Origin of the sequence: Brevundimonas albigilva (genome assembly GCF_023503965.1) — a bacterium.
In the GTDB taxonomy this organism is placed as follows: domain Bacteria; phylum Pseudomonadota; class Alphaproteobacteria; order Caulobacterales; family Caulobacteraceae; genus Brevundimonas; species Brevundimonas albigilva.
The window spans coordinates 2,002,297-2,019,021 of sequence record NZ_CP097298.1 but is presented as its reverse complement, the minus strand read 5'-3'; the positions used below and the strand labels follow the sequence as shown (position 1 = coordinate 2,019,021).

The window sequence follows — 16,725 nt, the reverse complement described above, 5'->3', positions numbered from 1 at the left end:
CAGCACCGTCTGCGGATTGCGAATGGTCTCGCCGATGACGGGGTCGATGGGGGTCACGGGGTCAGGTCCTCCAGCACGATCTCGCCGCGCCTGACCCCGCCATACCATCCCCACAGCAGATGCGCCGCCACGCCCCGCCATGGCCGCCAGATTTCCGCGCGGGCGTAGGCCTGCTTCTCGCGCGGGCGCATGTCGGCCCGGTCGGCCCAGCGCATCGCCTCCTGCAGGGCCACGTCGCCGCCCGGAAAGACGTCCAGCCGCCCCTCGCAGAACATCAGATAGGTCTCGGCCGTCCATTTGCCGACGCCCTTGATGGCGGTCAGGGCGGCGATCGCCGCCTCGTCCGACAGGGTCTGCATATGCTCCAGGTCGATGCGGCCCTCGACCTGGGCCAGGGCGATCTCACGCCCATAGCGCGCCTTCTGGCCCGACAGGCCGAAGGTCCGCAGGGTTTCGACGTCACGGGCCAGGACCGCCTGGGCCGTCACCTCCCCGCCCAGGCCTTCCACCGTCCGCGCCCAGATGGAGGCCGCCGCCGCGACCGACACCTGCTGCTCCACGATCATGCGGAACAGACCTTCGTAGCCGCCCGGACGCAGCCGCCATTCGAACACCGGCGTCTGGGCGTGCGCCCGCGCCAGGGCCGGATCGGCCGCGGCCAGGCTGTCGCGCGCGGCGGCGATCTGGGCGGGTGTGGGAGCGACGGCCATGTCCCAGCTTAGGCGCCGGCGCGGCGCGGGCAAGCCGGGGCTGCTGCACGAGGCCGGAAACCGCTAGAACGCCCTTGATGCTCGTCACCCGCTTCGCCCCCTCCCCCACCGGCCGCCTGCACAAGGGCCACGCCTTTTCGGCCCTGACGGCCTGGACGGCCGCGCGCGCCGCGGGCGGACGGTTCCTGCTGCGGATCGAGGACATCGACCCCACGCGCTGCCGCCCGGAGCACGAGGCGGCGATCCTGGAGGATCTGGCGTGGCTGGGCCTGGACTGGGACGGACCGGTGCGGCGGCAGTCCGATCACCGGGCCGACTACGCCGCCGTCATCGCCGCCTTGAAAGCGCGCGGACTGCTCTATCGCTGCTTTCGCACGCGAAGGGACATCCTGGCCGCCATCGGCGACGCGCCGCACGGGCCGCAGGAAGCCGTCAGGCCCGGCCCGCATCCGCCCGAGGAAGAGGCGCGCCTGCTGGACCGGGGCGCGGCCTTCGCCTGGCGGCTGTGGCTCGAACGGGCGCGCGCGGCGCTGGGCGAGGCGGCGTGGGCGGGGATGACCTTCGACGAGGAGGGGCGCGGTCCCGAGGGCGAGCACGGCGTCGTGTCGGTGCGGCCCGAGGCCGCCGGCGACGTGGTTCTGGCGCGCAAGGACGCCGGCGTCGCCTATCATCTGGCCGTAACGCATGACGACGCCCTGCAGGGCGTGACCCATGTCGTGCGGGGCCGGGACCTGTTCGAGGCGACCCATGTGCAGCGGTTGATCCAGACGCTGATGGGCTGGCCCGCGCCGACCTATCGCCATCACCGGCTGCTGACCGGGCCGGACGGGCGCCGGTACGCCAAGCGCGACCGCTCCGTGACCCTGGCCGAACTGCGCGCCCAGGGCGTGTCGGCCCAGGCCCTGCGCGCCGAACTGGGGTTCAGCTCCGTCGGCTGAAGATGCGCGAGGCGCCGTAGCCCGTCAGGGCCGCCAGGACCACGCACAGAAGGCCGTAGAGCCAGGGCCGGCGATGGGCGAACTCATAGATGTCGCGTTCCAGCCCGACCTTCTCGACCGTCAGGGTCAGGTTGGAGACCGAGCGCGGCTCTCCGCCCTGGAACAGCCAGACCTCGGCGTAATATTTGCCGGTGGGCGCCACCGTCGGCAGGTCGACCTCGGCGCGGAACAGGCCCCGGTCGACGAACTGAACGCCCTCGGGCGCGGTGGCGTAGAGCTGGGCCGCCTCCTTCAGGCGGATGACCGCGCGGCGCCAGTCCAGATAGTCCTCGCCCAGCCGGCTGACCACGACGTCGCGCACGCCGTAGCGGGTGACGGTTCGGCTCTCCTCGGGCGCGTCGATGCGCAGGTGGTCGACCCCGACGCCCAGCCGGCGCAACTGGCCGAAGTCGGCGATGTCGCTGAGCGGCCGGGTCGAGGCGGTCATGTAGAAGCCGGGCGCCCCCTCGAACAGCACCGGCCGGCTGTTCAGCCAGACGCCCATGTTGCGCGTCTTCTTGACCAGGCGCACGGGCGCCTCGGGACCGCGCACGACCACGACCACGTCGGCGGGATCGTCGGTCGGATTGAAGACGGCCCCGTAAAGAACGATGGACGCGCCCTGGAACCCGGAATCGACATGGACCTGGGCGTCGGTCAGGGCGGCGGCGACGCGCAGGTCGCCGGTCGTGGCTTCGGACCGATCCGGCGCGGGGGCCTCGATCGCGGGCGGCGGCGGGGGCAGGGTCTGGATCATGCCCGGCCCTCCATCAGTCCGCGATCCCGGGAGCGATCATGAAGATGTCGGCCGGCCGCACGAACAGCTCCAGCCCCATCTGCATCCCCACCAGCAGGACGATCAGCCCCAGCGCCGCACGCAACTCCTCGGCGCGGAAACGGCCGGCGAAGCGCGCGCCGATCTGGGCGCCCACCACCCCGCCCAGCAGCAGGATGGTCGACAGGACGATATCCACGGTCTGGTTGCGGCCGGCCTGGAGAATGGTGGTGATGGCGGTGGTGATGATGATCTGGAACAGGCTGGTCCCGACCACCGCCCCGGCCTTCATCCGCAGCACATAGAGCATGGCCGGGACCAGGATGAAGCCGCCGCCCACCCCCATGATGGCCGACAGCACGCCGGCGAAGACGCCCAGGCCGAAGGGGGGATGGCGCTGATGTAGAGGCCCGACTTGGGAAAGCGCATCCGCAGCGGCAGTCCGTAGAGCCACATCGGGCGGCGGCGATCCTTGCGCGGCGCCGGCAGGCCGCGACGGCGACGCAGGATTTCGCTGAGGCTCTCGTACAGCATCAGCGAGCCGATGGCGCCCAGGAACACCAGGTAGGACAGGGCCACCACCAGATCGGCCTGGCCCAGCAGGCGCAGGTAGCGGAACAGTTCGACCCCCAGAAGGGCGCCCAGCGCCCCGCCGCCGGCCATCACCGCCCCCATGCGGAAATCGACCGCGCCCTGGCCCGAATAGCGGATGACACCCGAGGTGGACGACGCGACCACGTGGCTGGCCTGGCTGGCCACCGCGACCGTCGGCGGAATGCCCAGGAAGACCAGGATCGGCGCCATCAGGAAACCGCCGCCGATGCCGAACAGGCCGGACACGAATCCGACCACCGCCCCCAGGATCACCAGGGTCGGCCAGTTCACCGAAACCTCGGCGATCGGCAGATAGATATCCAAAGGACGCGCCTTCGGCTGGAACGGACGGATACGCGCCGGGCGGCGACGGGTGGGTCTTAGCGGCCCGGACGGCGGATCGCCACCCGAGGGCGAAGAAAGATCAGCCGGCCGCGTTCGGCGCTTCGACGTCGGCCCGCGCGACGAAGGCGTCGGCGGCGGCGCGGGCGGCGCGCTGGGCCGTGGCGCTGGCCGTCGGCCGCATCCGGGTCACGGCCTCCTGCGCCTGCTGATCGCCGCCGCGCGCGGCGATCATGTACCACTTCAGCGCCTCGGTGGCGTTGGGGGCGATGCCCTCGTCGCCGGTCTCGTAGAGGCGCGCGACATTGTACTGGCTGTCGATCAGGCCGCGTTCGGCGGCGCGCTGCAGCCAGGTCAGGGCCTCGACGCGGTTCCGCTCGCCGCCGACGCCGTCGAACAGCTCCATCGCATAGACGTGCATGCCGCGCGCGTCGCCGCCCTCGGCCGCGCGGCGCGCCCAGCGGCGGCTCTCGGCCAGGTCGACCGGGGCCCCGGCGTCGCCGTTCTGGTACACCGAGGCCAGATGCGCCTGGGCCGGGGCGTGACCCAGGTTGGCGGCCCGCTTCAGCGTCTCCAGCCCGGCGGGTTCGCCCGCCTCGATCTGGGCCAGCGCCTCGTCGTAAGCCGCCGCGCCCTGATCGGCCTGGATCTTCGGCGCGGTCGGGGTCAGGGCCATGGCGATCGGGGCCGGCTCCTGGCGCGCGCCGCCCAGGCCGGGCAGATCCAGGTCCAGGCCGCCGTCGTTCATCAGGGCCACATAGCCATAGCCGCCGCCGACCAGGGCCATGGCCGTGGCCGAGGCCAGGAAGGTCTTCTTGACGGTCGAGCCGTCCTTGGCCGCCTGCTTGTCCAGTCGTTCCTGCAGCTTGGACTTTCCGCCGCGCCGCGGCTTCAGGCCGAAGCCCTTGCGGGGCGCGGGATCGGGCTCGGCCGGTTCGGTCATGGCCGCGCGCGCCGCGTCGATGGCGCTGCGCGTGGAGGAGGCCCGGCCGGCGGCCGCCGCGGCGCCCATGCTGGCGCGAATGCGGCGCGGGTCGATGAAGTCGGTTTCCGCGGCGTAGGCGTCGTCCTCGGCGCCGAAGACCTCGTCGGCGGTCGTCACCACGCCGTCGTCGGCGCGCGCCGCCTGGGTCGGGGCCGTGGCCGCCAGGGCGTCGTCGACGTCGGCGCCGCCGAAGCCGCCGAACGGACCGAAGGCCTGCACGGCCGGCGCCGGCTCCGCTTCGGGCCGGGGTTCGGGCTCGGCCTCCGCCGCGGGGTCGGCGGCCAGGACGGCTTCGATCCGGTCCGCCTCGTCGTCGACAGGCGCCTCAGGGGTCGCGGGGAAGGGCGTCGCGGGCAAGGGCGTCGCCGGGAAGGGCGTCGCCGCCGCCGCTTCGGGCGCGACCGGATCGTCGGACCAGACGGCGTTATCGAAGGACTCGTCGGGGAAGGCGGCGGCGCGCCAGTCGGCCTGGACCCGCTCCTCAGGAAACCGCTCCGTCGCCGCCCGGTCGCGCGAGGGCGCGCGCGTCGCCATGCTGTCGCGCGCCTCGGCCAGCAGGCGCGCGGTGCGCTCCTCGCTGAGCCGCATCCGTTCGGCAGTTCTCCCGAGGCGCGGTCGTAGCGCTGCTCGATCCGTTCCGAGCTTTCGGCCAGGCGGCGGCCGATGTCTTCCAGCGCCTGGGCCGAGCGGCGTTCGGACTGGGCGATGCGTTCGCTGAGCCGGTCGGAGATGCGCGCGATCTCGCCGCCCAGCTTCTCCAGCGCCAGGGCGTGCCGGTCGTCGGCGGCGGTCAGCCGCTGTTCGATACGCTCGGACTGGCGCGCGAAATCCTGATCCAGGCGCGCGGCCTGGTCCTCGAAGCGCTTGGACAGATTGGCGGAGACGGCGCGCGCGACGGTTTCGGTGCGCTCGGCGTCGCCCGACTCCATGGCGCGCATCCGGCCGTTCAGGTTCTCGGCGATCCGCAGGACCTCGCGGCCCATCGCCTCCATCGCCTGGACGCCCTTCTGTTCGGAGGTCTTCAGCTGCTCGCCGATCGACTGGACCGCCCGCTCGATGCGCTCGATGCGGCTTTCGGTCTCGGCCGTGTCCAGGCGGCGCATCATTTCGGCGCGGTTGGCGTCGACCTGGCGCGACAGGGTTTCGGCCAGCTTCTCGAACCGGGCGGCCTCGCGCGCGCCTTCAGGTTCGATGCGGCCTTCGGCGGCGCGCATCCGCTGGTCCAGTTCGGCGAAGGAGCGTTCCAGCGCCTTCAGGGCCTCGCTGGTGCGGCCCTGCGCCTGATCCAGCCGGGCGCCGACCTGGGCCAGCAGGTCCGAGCCGACGCCGGGTCCGGCGGACTTCTCCACCGCATCCATGCGCTGGCGCAGTTCGTTGACGCCCGCCCGCTGGCGCTCCTCGATGTCGTAGAGACGGCCCGCCAGGGCGCCCAGCGACGTCTCGACCTTGCCGAAGGCCTCCTGCGACTGGGGTCCGACCTCCTGCTCGAAGCGACGGAGACGGCGATGGCCCTCCTTCAGCTCCTCGGAGATGTCGTCGACGCGGCGCGCATAGCTCTTGGTCGTCGCGTCCTGGCCGTCCAGCCGGCGCACCAGGCCGGCGACGGCCTGATCGACGCCCTGGATGGCGACCGTCGAGCGGCGCTCGGCCGCCTCAAGCCGCGCGGCGATGGCGTCGACCGAGGCCGACAGGCGGTGGAAGACGTCTTCCGACGCGCCATAGGCGTCGTCCAGGCGGCGCGAGCGGCTGCGGCGCTCATAGGGCTCGGGGACATAGGGCCGGCGCGCCAGCGGCACCACGCCGTCGTCGTCCTCCTCCTCCATGATCATGGAATTCAGCCATTCGCCGAGGGTCAGGCCCGAGCGCCGCGCGAGGTCCTTGGCGACCTCGCGCGCCTTGGGGTCGATGCCCTTCACGCTCCACGGCGCCGCTGCGCTCACTGATTCGCCTCCCGACCTTCGCGAAGCAGGCTATAACGACCACATCAAGGGTGTAAACGGCCTGTTAACCGCAATATCTAGCGTGAGTCCGCCACAGCTGTGGACATCCCGCCAGAGGCCCGGAAACTGGGGCCGGCGTGGTTAAGGAGTGGTGAAAGATTAACGGTTCGGCAACGGTTCGCCTTGCCAAGCCGGCGCGGCTCGGCCACCTGCGCGGACATGGACCTGAGCACCACCCTGATCCTGCTGGCGGCCGCCCTGGCGATGACCGTCTTCGCCGGCTGGCGCGGCGCGCGGCCGCCCGACCCGTGGAAGGGCCCGCGCCTGATCCCGTGGCGCTTCCTGATGATCGGAGCGGCCGCCCTGGCCCTGTTGCTGCTGGTGCATCTGGCCACGCTTTTCGGGGCGGCGCGGGCGCCGTGGATCCCCGGCGCCTGACCGGAACCCGCCCGCCCGTGATCGGTTGATCCCGCACACCCGATCACAGGAGACGATCATGTCGGACAAGCTGACGCCGCAAGAGGCGGAAAAGGAATTCTGGAAAAGCCTGAAGGAGTCGAACACCGGCATGCTGGGGATCGACCAGCCCGGCTATCATCACCAGCCCATGACCGGCTTCGGCGAGCCTGAGAACGGGACCATCTGGTTCTTCACCCGCGACGACACCGACTTCGCGCGGGACGTGGCCGTCGGCGGCCAGAACGGCATGTTCTGCTACCAGGCCAAGGATCAGAAGGTGCAGGCCTGCATCCACGGCGTCCTGGCCATCGACCACGACCGCGAGCGGATCGACCGCTACTGGAACCCGGTCGTCGCGGCCTGGTATCCCGACGGCAAGGACGACCCGCACCTGACCCTGATCCGCTTCGAGGCCGACGACGGCCGGGTCTGGGTGTCCGACAAGGGCGCGCTGGGCTTCGGCTATGAGGTCCTGAAGGCGAACCTGACCAAGTCGACGCCCGACGCCGGCGGCGTGTCGGACGTGAACCTGCAATAGGACGCCCCAGGGCGACGCCGCGGCGTCGCCCTTTTCGCCTCAGCCCGCGAAACACCAGGCCAGGACGGCCTTCTGGGCATGGATGCGGTTTTCGGCCTCGTCCCAGATCAGGGAGCGAGGGCCGTCGATGACCGCGTCGGCGACCTCCTCCCCGGTGGGCGGGCAGGCAGTGCAGGAAGACGGCGTCGGCGTTGGCCTGGTCCATCAAGGCCTGGTCGACGGTGTAGGATTCGAACGCCGCCAGCCGCGCCTCGTAATCCTGGTCGCCCATGGAGACCCAGGTGTCGGTCACGACCACGTCGGCGCCCTTGACCGCGTCGCGGGGGTCGCTGGTCAGGGTGACGGCGTTCCCGCCCTTGGCCAGGTCGCGCAGGTCCGGATGATATTCCGCCGGGCAGGCGACGTTCAGGTGGAAGCCGAACTTGGGCGCCGCGTGCATGAAGCTGTGGCAGACGTTGTTGCCGTCGCCGATCCAGGCGATCGTCTTTCCGGCCACCGGCCCCCGATGCTCCTCGATCGTCAGCAGGTCGGCCAGGATCTGGCAGGGGTGGCTGCGATCAGTCAGGCCGTTGATGACCGGCACGGTCGAGACGCGGGCGAAGCGCTCCACGTCCTCGTGATCGTTGGCGCGGATCATGACGGCGTCGACCATGCGCGACAGGACCTTGGCGGTGTCCTCGACCGGCTCGCCCCGGCCCAGCTGCATGTCCGAGGCGGTGGCGATGATGGAGGCCCCGCCCAGCTGACGGATCGCCGCGTCGAAGCTGAAGCGGGTGCGGGTCGAGTTCTTCTCGAAGATCATCGCCAGCACGCGGTCCCTGGCCGGCGCGTCGGCGTCCGCGCGCCCCTGGGGCCATCCCTTTCGCGCGCGCTTGCGGGCGTGGGCGTCATCGAGGATGGCGCGCAGATCGGCCGCGTCCAGCCGATGGATGTCGAGGAAGTGGCGGGTCATGGGCTACCAGGAAAAGGGGCGGAGGTGGCGAGGCGGTTCATCACAACGATCACGACGGGTCACAACGAGCACAACGAGATCATGGCCGCTGACATATCAGACGCCGCACCTCATCATAGAACAAGACGGCGAAAGCCGTCCTTAAGCCTGACGCTGTTGAAGTTGATCAGATAGCCGAGACGCACCTGCGAGAACCGCAGATATGTCAGGAGCTGGGCCGTGTGGATCGACGCCAAGGCGTCGATCGATTTCACTTCGACGACCACCTGACGCTCCACGAGCAGATCCAGGCGAAACCCGGCGTCTATGCGCTCCTCCCGGAACGTGACCGGCACCGCGATCTGCCTCTCGACGCGAACGCGGAGACGACGGAGTTCCAAAGCCAGACACTGCTCGTAAACGGACTCCAGCAAGCCGGGGCCAAGCTCGCGATGCACCGCGAAAGCGGCGTCCATGACGGCGCGATCGATCCGATTCACCTCTGGTGAAACGGCCTCGGCCCCGTCGTGTTCGTCGTGCATCGTGGTGGTCGTTGTGATGAACCCACACTCGGCGGCTAAGCGCTGACCGCGTCGCGCGCGGCCTTACAGGCGCCCTCGAACTTGTCGATCGCCTCGCGGGCCTCTTCCAGGGTCAGGTTCAGGGGCGGCAGCAGGCGCACGCAGTTGTCGCCGCCGCCCGCGACCAGCAGCTTCTGCGTGTCGCGGCCAGGGCCATGAACTCGCGATTGTTCGGAACCAGCTTGACGCCGATCAGCAGCCCCTTGCCGCGGACGTCCACGATCACGTCGGGATAGCGCTCCTGCAGGCCCGCCAGCTGCTGCTTCAGATAGCCGGCGATCTCGTTGACATTGCCCAGCGTCTCCGGGCTGTCGATCAGCGACAGGGCCTTCAGCCCCACCGCCATCGCCAGCGGATTGCCGCCGAAGGTCGAGCCGTGGACGCCCACGGTCATGCCCTTGGCCGCCTCGGCGGTGGCCAGGCAGGCGCCGACGGGGAAGCCGCCGCCCAGGGCCTTGGCCACGGCCATGATGTCGGGCGCCATGCCGGCCCATTCATGGGCCCACAGCTTGCCGGTCCGGCCCATGCCGCACTGGACCTCGTCGAAGATCAGCAGCACGCCGTTGTCGTCGGCCATCTGGCGCATCCAGCGCAGGTCCTCGACCGGCGTCTCGCGGCAGCCGCCCTCGCCCTGCACGGGCTCCAGGATGATCGCGGCGGTGGTCGGGTTCTCGAAGGCGGCCTTCAGCGCGTCCTTGTCGCCCCACTTCAGCTGGTGGAAGCCCTGCATCGGCGGGCCGAAGCCCTCGGTGTAGCTGGGGTTGGCCGCCGCGTTGATGGCGCCGTAGGTCCGGCCGTGGAACGACCCGTCGAAGCCGTAGATGTCGATCCGCTCGGGCTGGCCATTGGCGACGTGGTATTTGCGCGCGGTCTTCAGCGCGCACTCCACCGCCTCGGTGCCCGAGTTGGTGAAGAAGACCACGTCGGCGAAGCTGGAGGCCGTCAGGGCGTCGGCCAGGGCTTCCTGGCCGGGGATGCGGAAGATGTTGGACACGTGCCACAGCTTCTCGGCCTGGTCCTTGACCGCCTGGACCAGGTCGGGATGGGCGTGGCCCAGGCCGTTGGTCGAGATGCCGGCGACGCAGTCCAGATATTCGGTCCCGTCGGTCGACCACAGACGCGCGCCTCGCCCGCGCTCCACTTCCAGCGGCGCACGGTTGTAGACACCCATCAGATGTTCGGTGGACACGGGACTTCACCTCCAAAAGCGAGACGGCCCCGGCGCGGGCGCGACGGAGCCGGATTGACAAGGACAGGCGTTGTCGGATGCGCGACGCCCTTAGTCAACACCGGCCCGGCGGCGACAGGCCGCGCGGCCGATCACCCGGGTTGGGCGACCTCGTCCTCGACATCGGCCGCGTCGTCGGCCGGATCGTCGGCGGCGGCGGCCGGCTCCGCCCCCGGCGGCGGCGCCGTTTCGGCCAGGCGTTCATCCAGTTTCAGGGCCAAGTCGGCGATGAACAGACCGAAACGGGCGACGTCCTGTCCGTTCAGGCGCTCGATCCTGTCCTCGGCGGAGTGGATGCGCTGGAAGACGGGCGGCACGAAGCCTTCGCGCAGGCCGTTGTCCTCGCCGCCGTTGAAGGCCAGCCACATCTGATGGGCGCCGATCGCGTCCTGGACCCCCAGCGACACGACGGGCAGGCCGGCGGCGGAAAAGGCGCGGTCGTCGCTGGGCGGATAGACCGGATAGCCCATGCAGTCGAAGCCGCGTTCGGCGCACAGGGCGCGCAGGGTCTCCAGCACGAAGCGCGACGGCTCGCCGTTGTTCTCGCCATACATGACGGTGCGGCCATAGGCGGCCACGTCGGCGTTGACGACGGCGGCGATGCGGTCCTTGCCGTGGCTTTCGAGGAAGGCCTTGGCGCCGAGAAGTCCCAGCTCCTCCTGATCGGTGAAGACGAAGACGAAGCGATGGCTGACCGGCTGCCCCTCCAGCCCCATCTCCAGCGTCTTGGCCGCCTCCATCATCGCCATGACTGAGCCGACGTTGTCGACGATGCCCTGCGACAGGGTTCCGTCGCGCAGCTTCACCGCGTCGTAGTGGGCCGTCAGCACGATGTCGCGCTCGCCCTCGCCGACCGTGACGACGACGTTGGCCCCCTCCATCGGTCCGGTGCGGTCGTTGCCGCCCTCGAAGGTCTGGATATCGGGAGTGAAGCCCAGGCGGGTCAGGAAGCCGACCAGAACCTCGGTCCGCTCGGCGTTGGTCGGCTTGACGAACTGGGCCGCGCCGGCGGCGATGTCCGGGCGCTCGCGCAGCTCGGGCGGGGTTTCCTGCGCCAGGGCGGGGCCGGCGGCCATCAGGGCCGCGACGGCGACGAGCGAACGGAGCGACATGGCGGCAAAACCCCTGCGAGACGAGGCCGCCTTGGTAGCCGCCTAGCTCTTCAGGCGCCAGCCCGAGCGGAACACCAGCCAGCAGATCGCGCCCATGGCCGCCATCAGGGCCGCCGAACCGATCACGCCCACGGTCAGATTGCTCTCGGCATGGCCGATGAAGCCGTAGCGGAAGCCGTCGATCAGGTAGAAGAACGGGTTGAAGTGGCTGATGGACCGGAACGGCTCGGGCAGGTTGTCGACCAGGTAGAAGGTGCCCGACAGGAAGGTCATCGGCATGACGATGAAGTTCTGGACCGCCGCCAGGTGGTCGAACTTCTCGCTCCACAGGCCGGCCAGGACGCCGACCATGCCCATGATGAAGCTGGCGGCCAGGGCGAACCAGACGACGGCGGCCAGGTTGGCGATCGTCAGGGGGGCGAAGGGCAGGACGCAGATCGCCGTCACCAGGCCCACCGCCAGGCCGCGCGTCGCCGCGCCCAGGGTGAAGCCCAGCGTCAGCTCCAGCGGGCTGAGCGGCGGGGTCAGGAAGTCGGTCGCCGTGCCCATGATCTTGGCCTGGATCAGGCTGGACGAGGCGTTGGCGAAGGCGTTGTTCAGCATGGCCATCATGATCAGGCCGGGCGCGACGAACAGGGCGAAGGGCGTGCCGTGCAGCGGCGGCCGGGCGTTCTGCAGGGCCACCACGAAGACCAGCATGTAGAGCAGCGTCGTCACCACCGGCGCGGCCACCGTCTGCGCCCCCACCTTCCAGAACCGGCGCACCTCGCGCAGGTACAGGGTCCGCACCCCGATCCAGTTGATCCCCATGGATAGCGCCGGGGCTGCGGCAGGCCGGAAGGACGGATGGAGATCAGATCGGTCATGCGCCGCCAGATGCGCCCGACCGTCGCGGTTCGCAAGGCCTGGGTCCTCCCCGCGCAGCGGGGAGGGGGACCGCCCGAAGGGTGGTGGAGGGGGCGGACGCCGCACCGGCGTCGGCGGTCGCTCTCTTCGATCACATCCAAAGACCAGTGATGCGGCCGCCCCCTCCACCGCTTCGCGGTCCCCCTCCCCGTTCCGCTGCGCTGCACGGGGAGTATCGATTCAACATCTGGTTTCTGTGGACAGGACGATTCGCACATATTGCGTCTCTTAACGGCTGGTTTACGATTAGTTGTAGGTCAAGGCCCAGAGGGGGACCGCGACCGCTACATCTTGAATCCATTTCGCCGGAGGGTGGCATGACCGCAGGCTGGACCGAGGATCGCGTAGGCGCGCTGAAGAAGCTCTGGCTCGAGGGCCAGTCGGCCAGCCAGATCGCCAAGCAGCTGGGCGGCGGCGTCACCCGCAACGCCGTGATCGGCAAGGTGCACCGCCTGGGCCTGTCGGGCCGGGCCGCGCCGTCGCAGCCGGCGCGCACCGCCGCCACGACCTTCCGCACCGCCCGGCCGCGCCCGGCCGCGCCCGCCCAAGGCCAGGGCATGGCCCAGCCTTCGGCGCCGCGCCGCCTGGAGGCGGTTCAGCCCAAGCCGGTCCAGCCGGCCGCCCCGGCGCCCGCCCCCGTGCCGGACCTTCCGGGCACGGCCACGGTCATGACCCTGGGCGCCCACATGTGCAAATGGCCGATCGGCGACCCGTCGTCGCGCGAGTTCAGCTTCTGCGGCCGCCGCGCCTCGGAAGGCGTCTATTGCGTCGAACACGCCCGCGTCGCCTACCAGCCGCAGACCAAGCGCGGCGGCAAGGACGGCGCCAGCGACCTGGCCCGCAGCCTGCGCAGGTACATTTAAGGGCTGCGCCCTTGGGCGCTACGTTCGCGACGCGGTCGCTCACGACTTGAGCGCGGCGCTTCGCTTGGGCCATCACGGTCCTGTCACAGATGCTCCCTATGGAGCCGCCTTCCTCCTCGCCGGTCGCGCAAGCGGCCGGCGAGACTCCAGGGGGCGGGGCTGCGGTTCATCCGGGTTGACGCAGCCCCATCCGCCTCTTGATCCTCCACCGCGCAGCGGGGAGGGGGACCGCGCGAAGCGTGGTGGAGGGGGCGGAACCGGGCTCGGTGTTGACCATCAGGCGACGGAACCTGCGTCCGCCCCCTCCACCGCTACGCGGTCCCCCTCCCCGTTTCGCTTCGCTGCACGGGGTAGGACCTTCAGTTCAGCACGCGCCGCGCGTCGGGGGTGTCCAGCGAGAAGGCCGGGATGGCCGCCTCGAAGCTGCGGCCGTCGGCGTCCGTCATGTAATAGGCCCCGACCATCGAGCCGCTGTTCGTCCCCAGCGGGCAGCCCGAGGCGTAGGCGTAGCTGTCGCCCGGCGCGATGACGGGCTGTTCGCCCACGACCCCGGGGCCGCGCACCTCCTCCACATGGCCGTGGGCGTCGGTGATGACCCAGCGCCGCGCCATCAGCTGAACCGGCCCGCCCGTCAGGTTGACGATCTCGACCTGATAGGCCCAGACCCATCGCCCGCCCTCGGGATCGGACTGGCCGGCCAGATAACTGGGCCGCACCCGAACAAGGACGCCGTTGGTCTCGGCGGTATAGGCAGGTCCGTCGTGCATGGGCTATATGCTCGCCCCGCCGCGCGCGGGCCGCAAGCGCGACTTGAAGACAAGTCGCGAAAACCGTGTGAGACAGACGGCATGACCTTCCAGACGCCCCGCCCCGGCATCCTGCCCGCCCAGTCGATCGAGACCCTGATCGCCACGGGGGCGATCACGTCGGACACGCCGTTCGACCCTGACCAGGTCCAGCCCGCCAGCCTGGACCTGCGCCTGTCCGACCGCGCCTGGCGGGTGCGCGCCTCCTTCCTGCCCGGCCAGCGCAAGGTCGAGGAGCGGATCGCCGACGTGGCCATGCACGCCATCGACATCACAGGGGCCGGCGTGGTGCTGGAGAAGGGCTGCGTCTATATCGCCCGCCTGCAGGAGCGGCTCAGCCTGCCCCAGGGGCTGATCGCGCGCGCCAACCCCAAGAGCTCGACCGGGCGCGTCGACGTCTTCGTGCGGCTGTTGACGGATCGCGGCGCCAGTTTCGACGACGTGGACGAGGGCTATGACGGGCCGCTGTATCTGGAGATCGCGCCCCAGACCTTCTCCATCCTGGTCCGTCCCGGCACCCGCCTGAACCAGCTGCGTCTGAAGGCGGGCGAGCCGCCGAAGCTGGAGACCCGCAGCGTCGGCGTCGACCTGCAGGGCGGCGAGATCGTCGGCTTCCGCGGCCGGCGCCACGCCGGGGTGGTCGATCTGGACCACATCGACGGCCACGACCCGCGCGACTTCTGGGAGCCGCTGTCCCTGCGGCGCGGCGAACTGCTGCTGGATCCGGGCGAGTTCTACATCCTGGCGTCGTCGGACGACGTGGAGATCCCGGTCGATCAGGCCGCCGAGATGACGCCGATCGATCCGTCGGTCGGCGAATTCCGCGTCCACTACGCCGGCTTCTTCGATCCCGGCTTCGGCACGGACGAGGCGCACGGCGCGGGGTCGAAGGGCGTGCTGGAAGTCCGCACCCACGACACGCCCTTCCTGCTGGAGCACGGCCAGATCGTCGCGAGGCTGGTCTATGAGCCGCTGACGGAACGCCCCAGCCGCCTGTATGGCGAGAGCGGCAGCCACTACCAGAGCCAGGGCCTGAAGCTGTCGAAGCACTTCAGGCCGTGGTGAGCTTCTCCCTCCCCTTCATGGGGAGGGACGATCGCGCAGCGATCAGGGTGGGGCCCGTAAGGGCGTGAGCGAGGTCTCACACTTCCCCACCCGGCTGCGCTTCGCTTCGCCGTCCCTCCCCATGAAGGGGAGGGAGATTTCTAACTCAGCCGATCCGCCTTCCTCAGCCCCGGGAACATCGCCGCCCAGGCGCCCGTGGCGGCCAGGGCGCCGAAGCCGCCGAACACCGCCGCGCCGATCGCGCCCAGCAGCCGCACCATGACGCCGGAATAGGCCTCGCCCAGCTCGTTCGAGGCGCCGATGAACAGCATGGAGACCGACGACACCCGCCCGCGCATGTGGTCGGGCGTGGCCAGCTGGATCAGGGTCTGGCGGATGTTGACGCTGATCATGTCCGCCCCGCCGCCGATGAACAGCGCCAGGGCGCTGAGCCAGACGATCTTGGACAGGCCGAAGGTCAGGGTGCACAGGCCGAACACCGCCACCGCCGCGAACATCCAGCGCCCGCCGTGCCGCACGATGGGAAAGCGGCTCAGATAGATGGCCACGGCCATCGCCCCGACCCCGAACGCCGCGCGCAGCAGGCCGAACCCTTCCGGCCCCACATGCAGGATGTCGCGCGCGAAGATCGGCGTCAGCAGGGCCACGCCGGCCATCAGGACCACGATCAGGTCCAGCGAGATGGCGCCCAGCACGATCTTGGTCTTCCAGACGTAGGCCAGGCCCTCCTTCACCGAATCCACCGGCGACAGCCTGTGCTCCTGCGGGGCGGGCTTGCCGCTGGTGCGGATCAGGACGAAGGCGGCGACGGCCAGCAGGAACATCCCCAGCGCCACGGCATAGGCGAACGGCACGCTGCGCCCCACGATCACCCCGCCCAGGGCGGGACCCGCGATGGCGCCGGTCTGGAAGGCGATGGACTGGGCCGCGATGGCCGGCGGCAGGGCGCGACGCCCCACCACCATCGGCAGGAAGGCCTGGCTGGCCGGGGCCAGGAAGGCGCGCGCCGCGCCGAACAGGGCGGCGACCGCCAGCAGACCCCACAGCGGCGGCGAACCGTGCAGCGCCATCAGCAGGAAGGCCGTCGCGCAGGCCGCCTCGACCAGGATGGAGATCCACACCGTGCGCTTGCGGTCGCGCCGATCCGCCATCGCCCCGGCCGGCAGGGTGAAGGCCAGCAGCGGCAGGAACTGGCACAGGCCGACCAGCCCCAGATACAGGCTGGCCTGTTCGATCGGATGATCCCGCCGCGCGATCTCATAGACCTGCCACAACAGGGCCGACGACTGGATCTGGATGGCCAGCACGGCCACGACCCGGCCGAACCACAGCAGGCGGAAGTCGCGGATGCCCCACGGACTGGCGGGACCTTCTGGAGGGGCGGGCGGAGCGGGCGGCGTCGGCGAGCCGGTGTCGATGGATTCTGCGGTCACGGTCTTCGGGGATACTTCGGATAGGGCGTCCCATCCCGGTGGAAATAGCGGTCCGCGCCCTGGGGCAGGACCATGTCGATGTCGGGATAGTCGCAAGGGGTGACGGTCGGGCTGCGCGTGCCGACCTCCAGCAGAACCGCCTCGGCGCCGGATCGGTTCTCGATCTTGTGGCCGTTGGGGACGCCGGCCTTGAAGCCGGCGCAGTCGCCGGCGCGCAGCACCGTCTCGCCATCCGCCTCGACCAGCACCACCTCGCCCTCGATCACCCAGACGAACTCGTCCTCGGCCGCGTGCCAATGGCGCTGGCTGGACCAGGCGCCGGCGGGCAGGCGCAGCAGGTTGACCCCGAACTGGTCCAGGCCCGCCGCGTCGCCCAGCTTCCACCGGCGGCGCGGCTTGCAGGGCCCGGCGAATTCCTCGGGATAGGTCGTGCCGTCGCCGCGCGGCGCGGTGTCGATGTCGATCCTGGGCATGGGCTTC

At 70.5% G+C, this 16,725-nt stretch carries 14 protein-coding genes and 4 pseudogenes; 5 read left to right on the top strand and 13 right to left on the bottom strand.

Features of this window, described 5'->3' with window-relative positions:
* Positions 1 to 53: 53 nt before the first annotated feature.
* Complete coding sequence (locus MU852_RS10795; protein ID WP_249749586.1) at positions 54 to 710, bottom strand: DNA-3-methyladenine glycosylase family protein; 657 nt, start codon at positions 708 to 710, stop codon at positions 54 to 56.
* Positions 711 to 784: 74 nt separating this feature from the next.
* Here MU852_RS10795 and gluQRS point away from each other — a divergent pair, with 74 nt between their 5' ends.
* Positions 785 to 1,648, top strand: a complete 864-nt coding sequence (gluQRS, locus tag MU852_RS10790) for a tRNA glutamyl-Q(34) synthetase GluQRS (RefSeq protein ID WP_249749585.1) — start codon at positions 785 to 787, stop codon at positions 1,646 to 1,648.
* On the opposite strand, the gene MU852_RS10785 is transcribed toward gluQRS, so the two are convergent.
* The 4 genes and pseudogenes from MU852_RS10785 to MU852_RS10770 form a co-directional block, all read right to left on the bottom strand.
* Positions 1,632 to 2,444 (bottom strand): TIGR02186 family protein, encoded by an 813-nt coding sequence (locus tag MU852_RS10785; RefSeq protein WP_249749584.1) that lies wholly within the window; start codon positions 2,442 to 2,444, stop codon positions 1,632 to 1,634. The two genes, gluQRS and MU852_RS10785, sit on opposite strands and share 17 nt — an antisense overlap.
* A 13-nt stretch (positions 2,445 to 2,457) precedes the next feature.
* Positions 2,458 to 3,380 (bottom strand): annotated as a pseudogene (locus MU852_RS10780) (sulfite exporter TauE/SafE family protein).
* A 100-nt stretch (positions 3,381 to 3,480) separates the two neighbouring features.
* Positions 3,481 to 4,602 carry a tetratricopeptide repeat protein gene (locus MU852_RS10775; RefSeq protein ID WP_249749583.1) on the bottom strand — a complete coding sequence of 374 codons (1,122 nt, stop codon included), beginning with the start codon at positions 4,600 to 4,602 and terminating at the stop codon, positions 3,481 to 3,483.
* The gene (locus MU852_RS10770) at positions 4,497 to 6,323 is read right to left on the bottom strand and encodes a coiled-coil domain-containing protein (protein WP_249749582.1); all 1,827 of its coding nucleotides are present in this window, start codon (positions 6,321 to 6,323) and stop codon (positions 4,497 to 4,499) included. Before MU852_RS10770 ends, MU852_RS10775 begins: the two co-directional genes overlap by 106 nt.
* Before the next feature lie 219 nt (positions 6,324 to 6,542).
* Between MU852_RS10770 and MU852_RS10765 the strand changes: the two genes are divergently transcribed.
* Positions 6,543 to 6,761: a hypothetical protein gene (locus MU852_RS10765; protein ID WP_249749581.1), complete on the top strand. Its 219-nt coding sequence runs from the start codon at positions 6,543 to 6,545 to the stop codon at positions 6,759 to 6,761.
* 58 nt (positions 6,762 to 6,819) lie between these two features.
* On the top strand, positions 6,820 to 7,320 hold the full coding sequence (locus MU852_RS10760; RefSeq protein WP_249749580.1) for a pyridoxamine 5'-phosphate oxidase family protein: 501 nt from the start codon (positions 6,820 to 6,822) through the stop codon (positions 7,318 to 7,320).
* A 39-nt stretch (positions 7,321 to 7,359) separates the two neighbouring features.
* Here MU852_RS10760 and argF read toward each other — a convergent pair.
* From argF to MU852_RS10735, 5 genes and pseudogenes are all read right to left on the bottom strand, one after another.
* Positions 7,360 to 8,272, bottom strand: a pseudogene (gene argF / locus MU852_RS10755) (ornithine carbamoyltransferase).
* Between the two features lie 113 nt (positions 8,273 to 8,385).
* Entirely contained in the window at positions 8,386 to 8,793 is a 408-nt protein-coding gene (locus MU852_RS10750) for a GxxExxY protein (protein ID WP_249749579.1), read from the bottom strand.
* Between the two features lie 35 nt (positions 8,794 to 8,828).
* A pseudogene (locus MU852_RS10745) lies at positions 8,829 to 10,003 on the bottom strand (acetylornithine transaminase).
* 149 nt (positions 10,004 to 10,152) lie between these two features.
* Positions 10,153 to 11,172: a M28 family metallopeptidase gene (locus MU852_RS10740; protein WP_249749578.1), complete on the bottom strand. Its 1,020-nt coding sequence runs from the start codon at positions 11,170 to 11,172 to the stop codon at positions 10,153 to 10,155.
* A gap of 42 nt (positions 11,173 to 11,214) precedes the next feature.
* Positions 11,215 to 12,038: pseudogene (locus tag MU852_RS10735) on the bottom strand (ABC transporter permease).
* A 357-nt stretch (positions 12,039 to 12,395) separates the two neighbouring features.
* Here MU852_RS10735 and gcrA point away from each other — a divergent pair.
* Entirely contained in the window at positions 12,396 to 12,941 is a 546-nt protein-coding gene (gene gcrA / locus MU852_RS10730) for a cell cycle sigma 70 cofactor GcrA (protein ID WP_249749576.1), read from the top strand.
* 359 nt (positions 12,942 to 13,300) lie between these two features.
* Here gcrA and apaG read toward each other — a convergent pair whose 3' ends face one another.
* Complete coding sequence (apaG, locus tag MU852_RS10725) at positions 13,301 to 13,708, bottom strand: Co2+/Mg2+ efflux protein ApaG (RefSeq protein WP_249749575.1); 408 nt, start codon at positions 13,706 to 13,708, stop codon at positions 13,301 to 13,303.
* Between the two features lie 81 nt (positions 13,709 to 13,789).
* Here apaG and MU852_RS10720 point away from each other — a divergent pair, with 81 nt between their 5' ends.
* Positions 13,790 to 14,812, top strand: a complete 1,023-nt coding sequence (locus tag MU852_RS10720) for a 2'-deoxycytidine 5'-triphosphate deaminase (protein WP_249749574.1) — start codon at positions 13,790 to 13,792, stop codon at positions 14,810 to 14,812.
* 140 nt (positions 14,813 to 14,952) lie between these two features.
* Here MU852_RS10720 and MU852_RS10715 read toward each other — a convergent pair whose 3' ends face one another.
* Both MU852_RS10715 and MU852_RS10710 read right to left on the bottom strand, forming a co-directional pair.
* The gene (locus tag MU852_RS10715; protein ID WP_249749573.1) at positions 14,953 to 16,245 is read right to left on the bottom strand and encodes an MFS transporter; all 1,293 of its coding nucleotides are present in this window, start codon (positions 16,243 to 16,245) and stop codon (positions 14,953 to 14,955) included.
* A complete protein-coding gene (locus MU852_RS10710) occupies positions 16,242 to 16,718 on the bottom strand; it encodes a cupin domain-containing protein (protein WP_249749572.1) in 477 nt (158 codons plus the stop codon). Before MU852_RS10710 ends, MU852_RS10715 begins: the two co-directional genes overlap by 4 nt.
* Positions 16,719 to 16,725 lie beyond the last annotated feature (7 nt).

Coding starts and splice junctions, on each gene's coding strand:
- MU852_RS10765 (WP_249749581.1), top strand. CDS start 6,543: ATGGACCTGAGCACCACCCTGATCCTGCTGGCGGCCGCCCTGGCGATG.
- apaG (WP_249749575.1), bottom strand. CDS start 13,708: ATGCACGACGGACCTGCCTATACCGCCGAGACCAACGGCGTCCTTGTT.
- MU852_RS10795 (WP_249749586.1), bottom strand. CDS start 710: ATGGCCGTCGCTCCCACACCCGCCCAGATCGCCGCCGCGCGCGACAGC.
- MU852_RS10785 (WP_249749584.1), bottom strand. CDS start 2,444: ATGATCCAGACCCTGCCCCCGCCGCCGCCCGCGATCGAGGCCCCCGCG.
- MU852_RS10740 (WP_249749578.1), bottom strand. CDS start 11,172: ATGTCGCTCCGTTCGCTCGTCGCCGTCGCGGCCCTGATGGCCGCCGGC.
- gcrA (WP_249749576.1), top strand. CDS start 12,396: ATGACCGCAGGCTGGACCGAGGATCGCGTAGGCGCGCTGAAGAAGCTC.
- MU852_RS10760 (WP_249749580.1), top strand. CDS start 6,820: ATGTCGGACAAGCTGACGCCGCAAGAGGCGGAAAAGGAATTCTGGAAA.
- MU852_RS10720 (WP_249749574.1), top strand. CDS start 13,790: ATGACCTTCCAGACGCCCCGCCCCGGCATCCTGCCCGCCCAGTCGATC.
- MU852_RS10710 (WP_249749572.1), bottom strand. CDS start 16,718: ATGCCCAGGATCGACATCGACACCGCGCCGCGCGGCGACGGCACGACC.
- MU852_RS10750 (WP_249749579.1), bottom strand. CDS start 8,793: ATGCACGACGAACACGACGGGGCCGAGGCCGTTTCACCAGAGGTGAAT.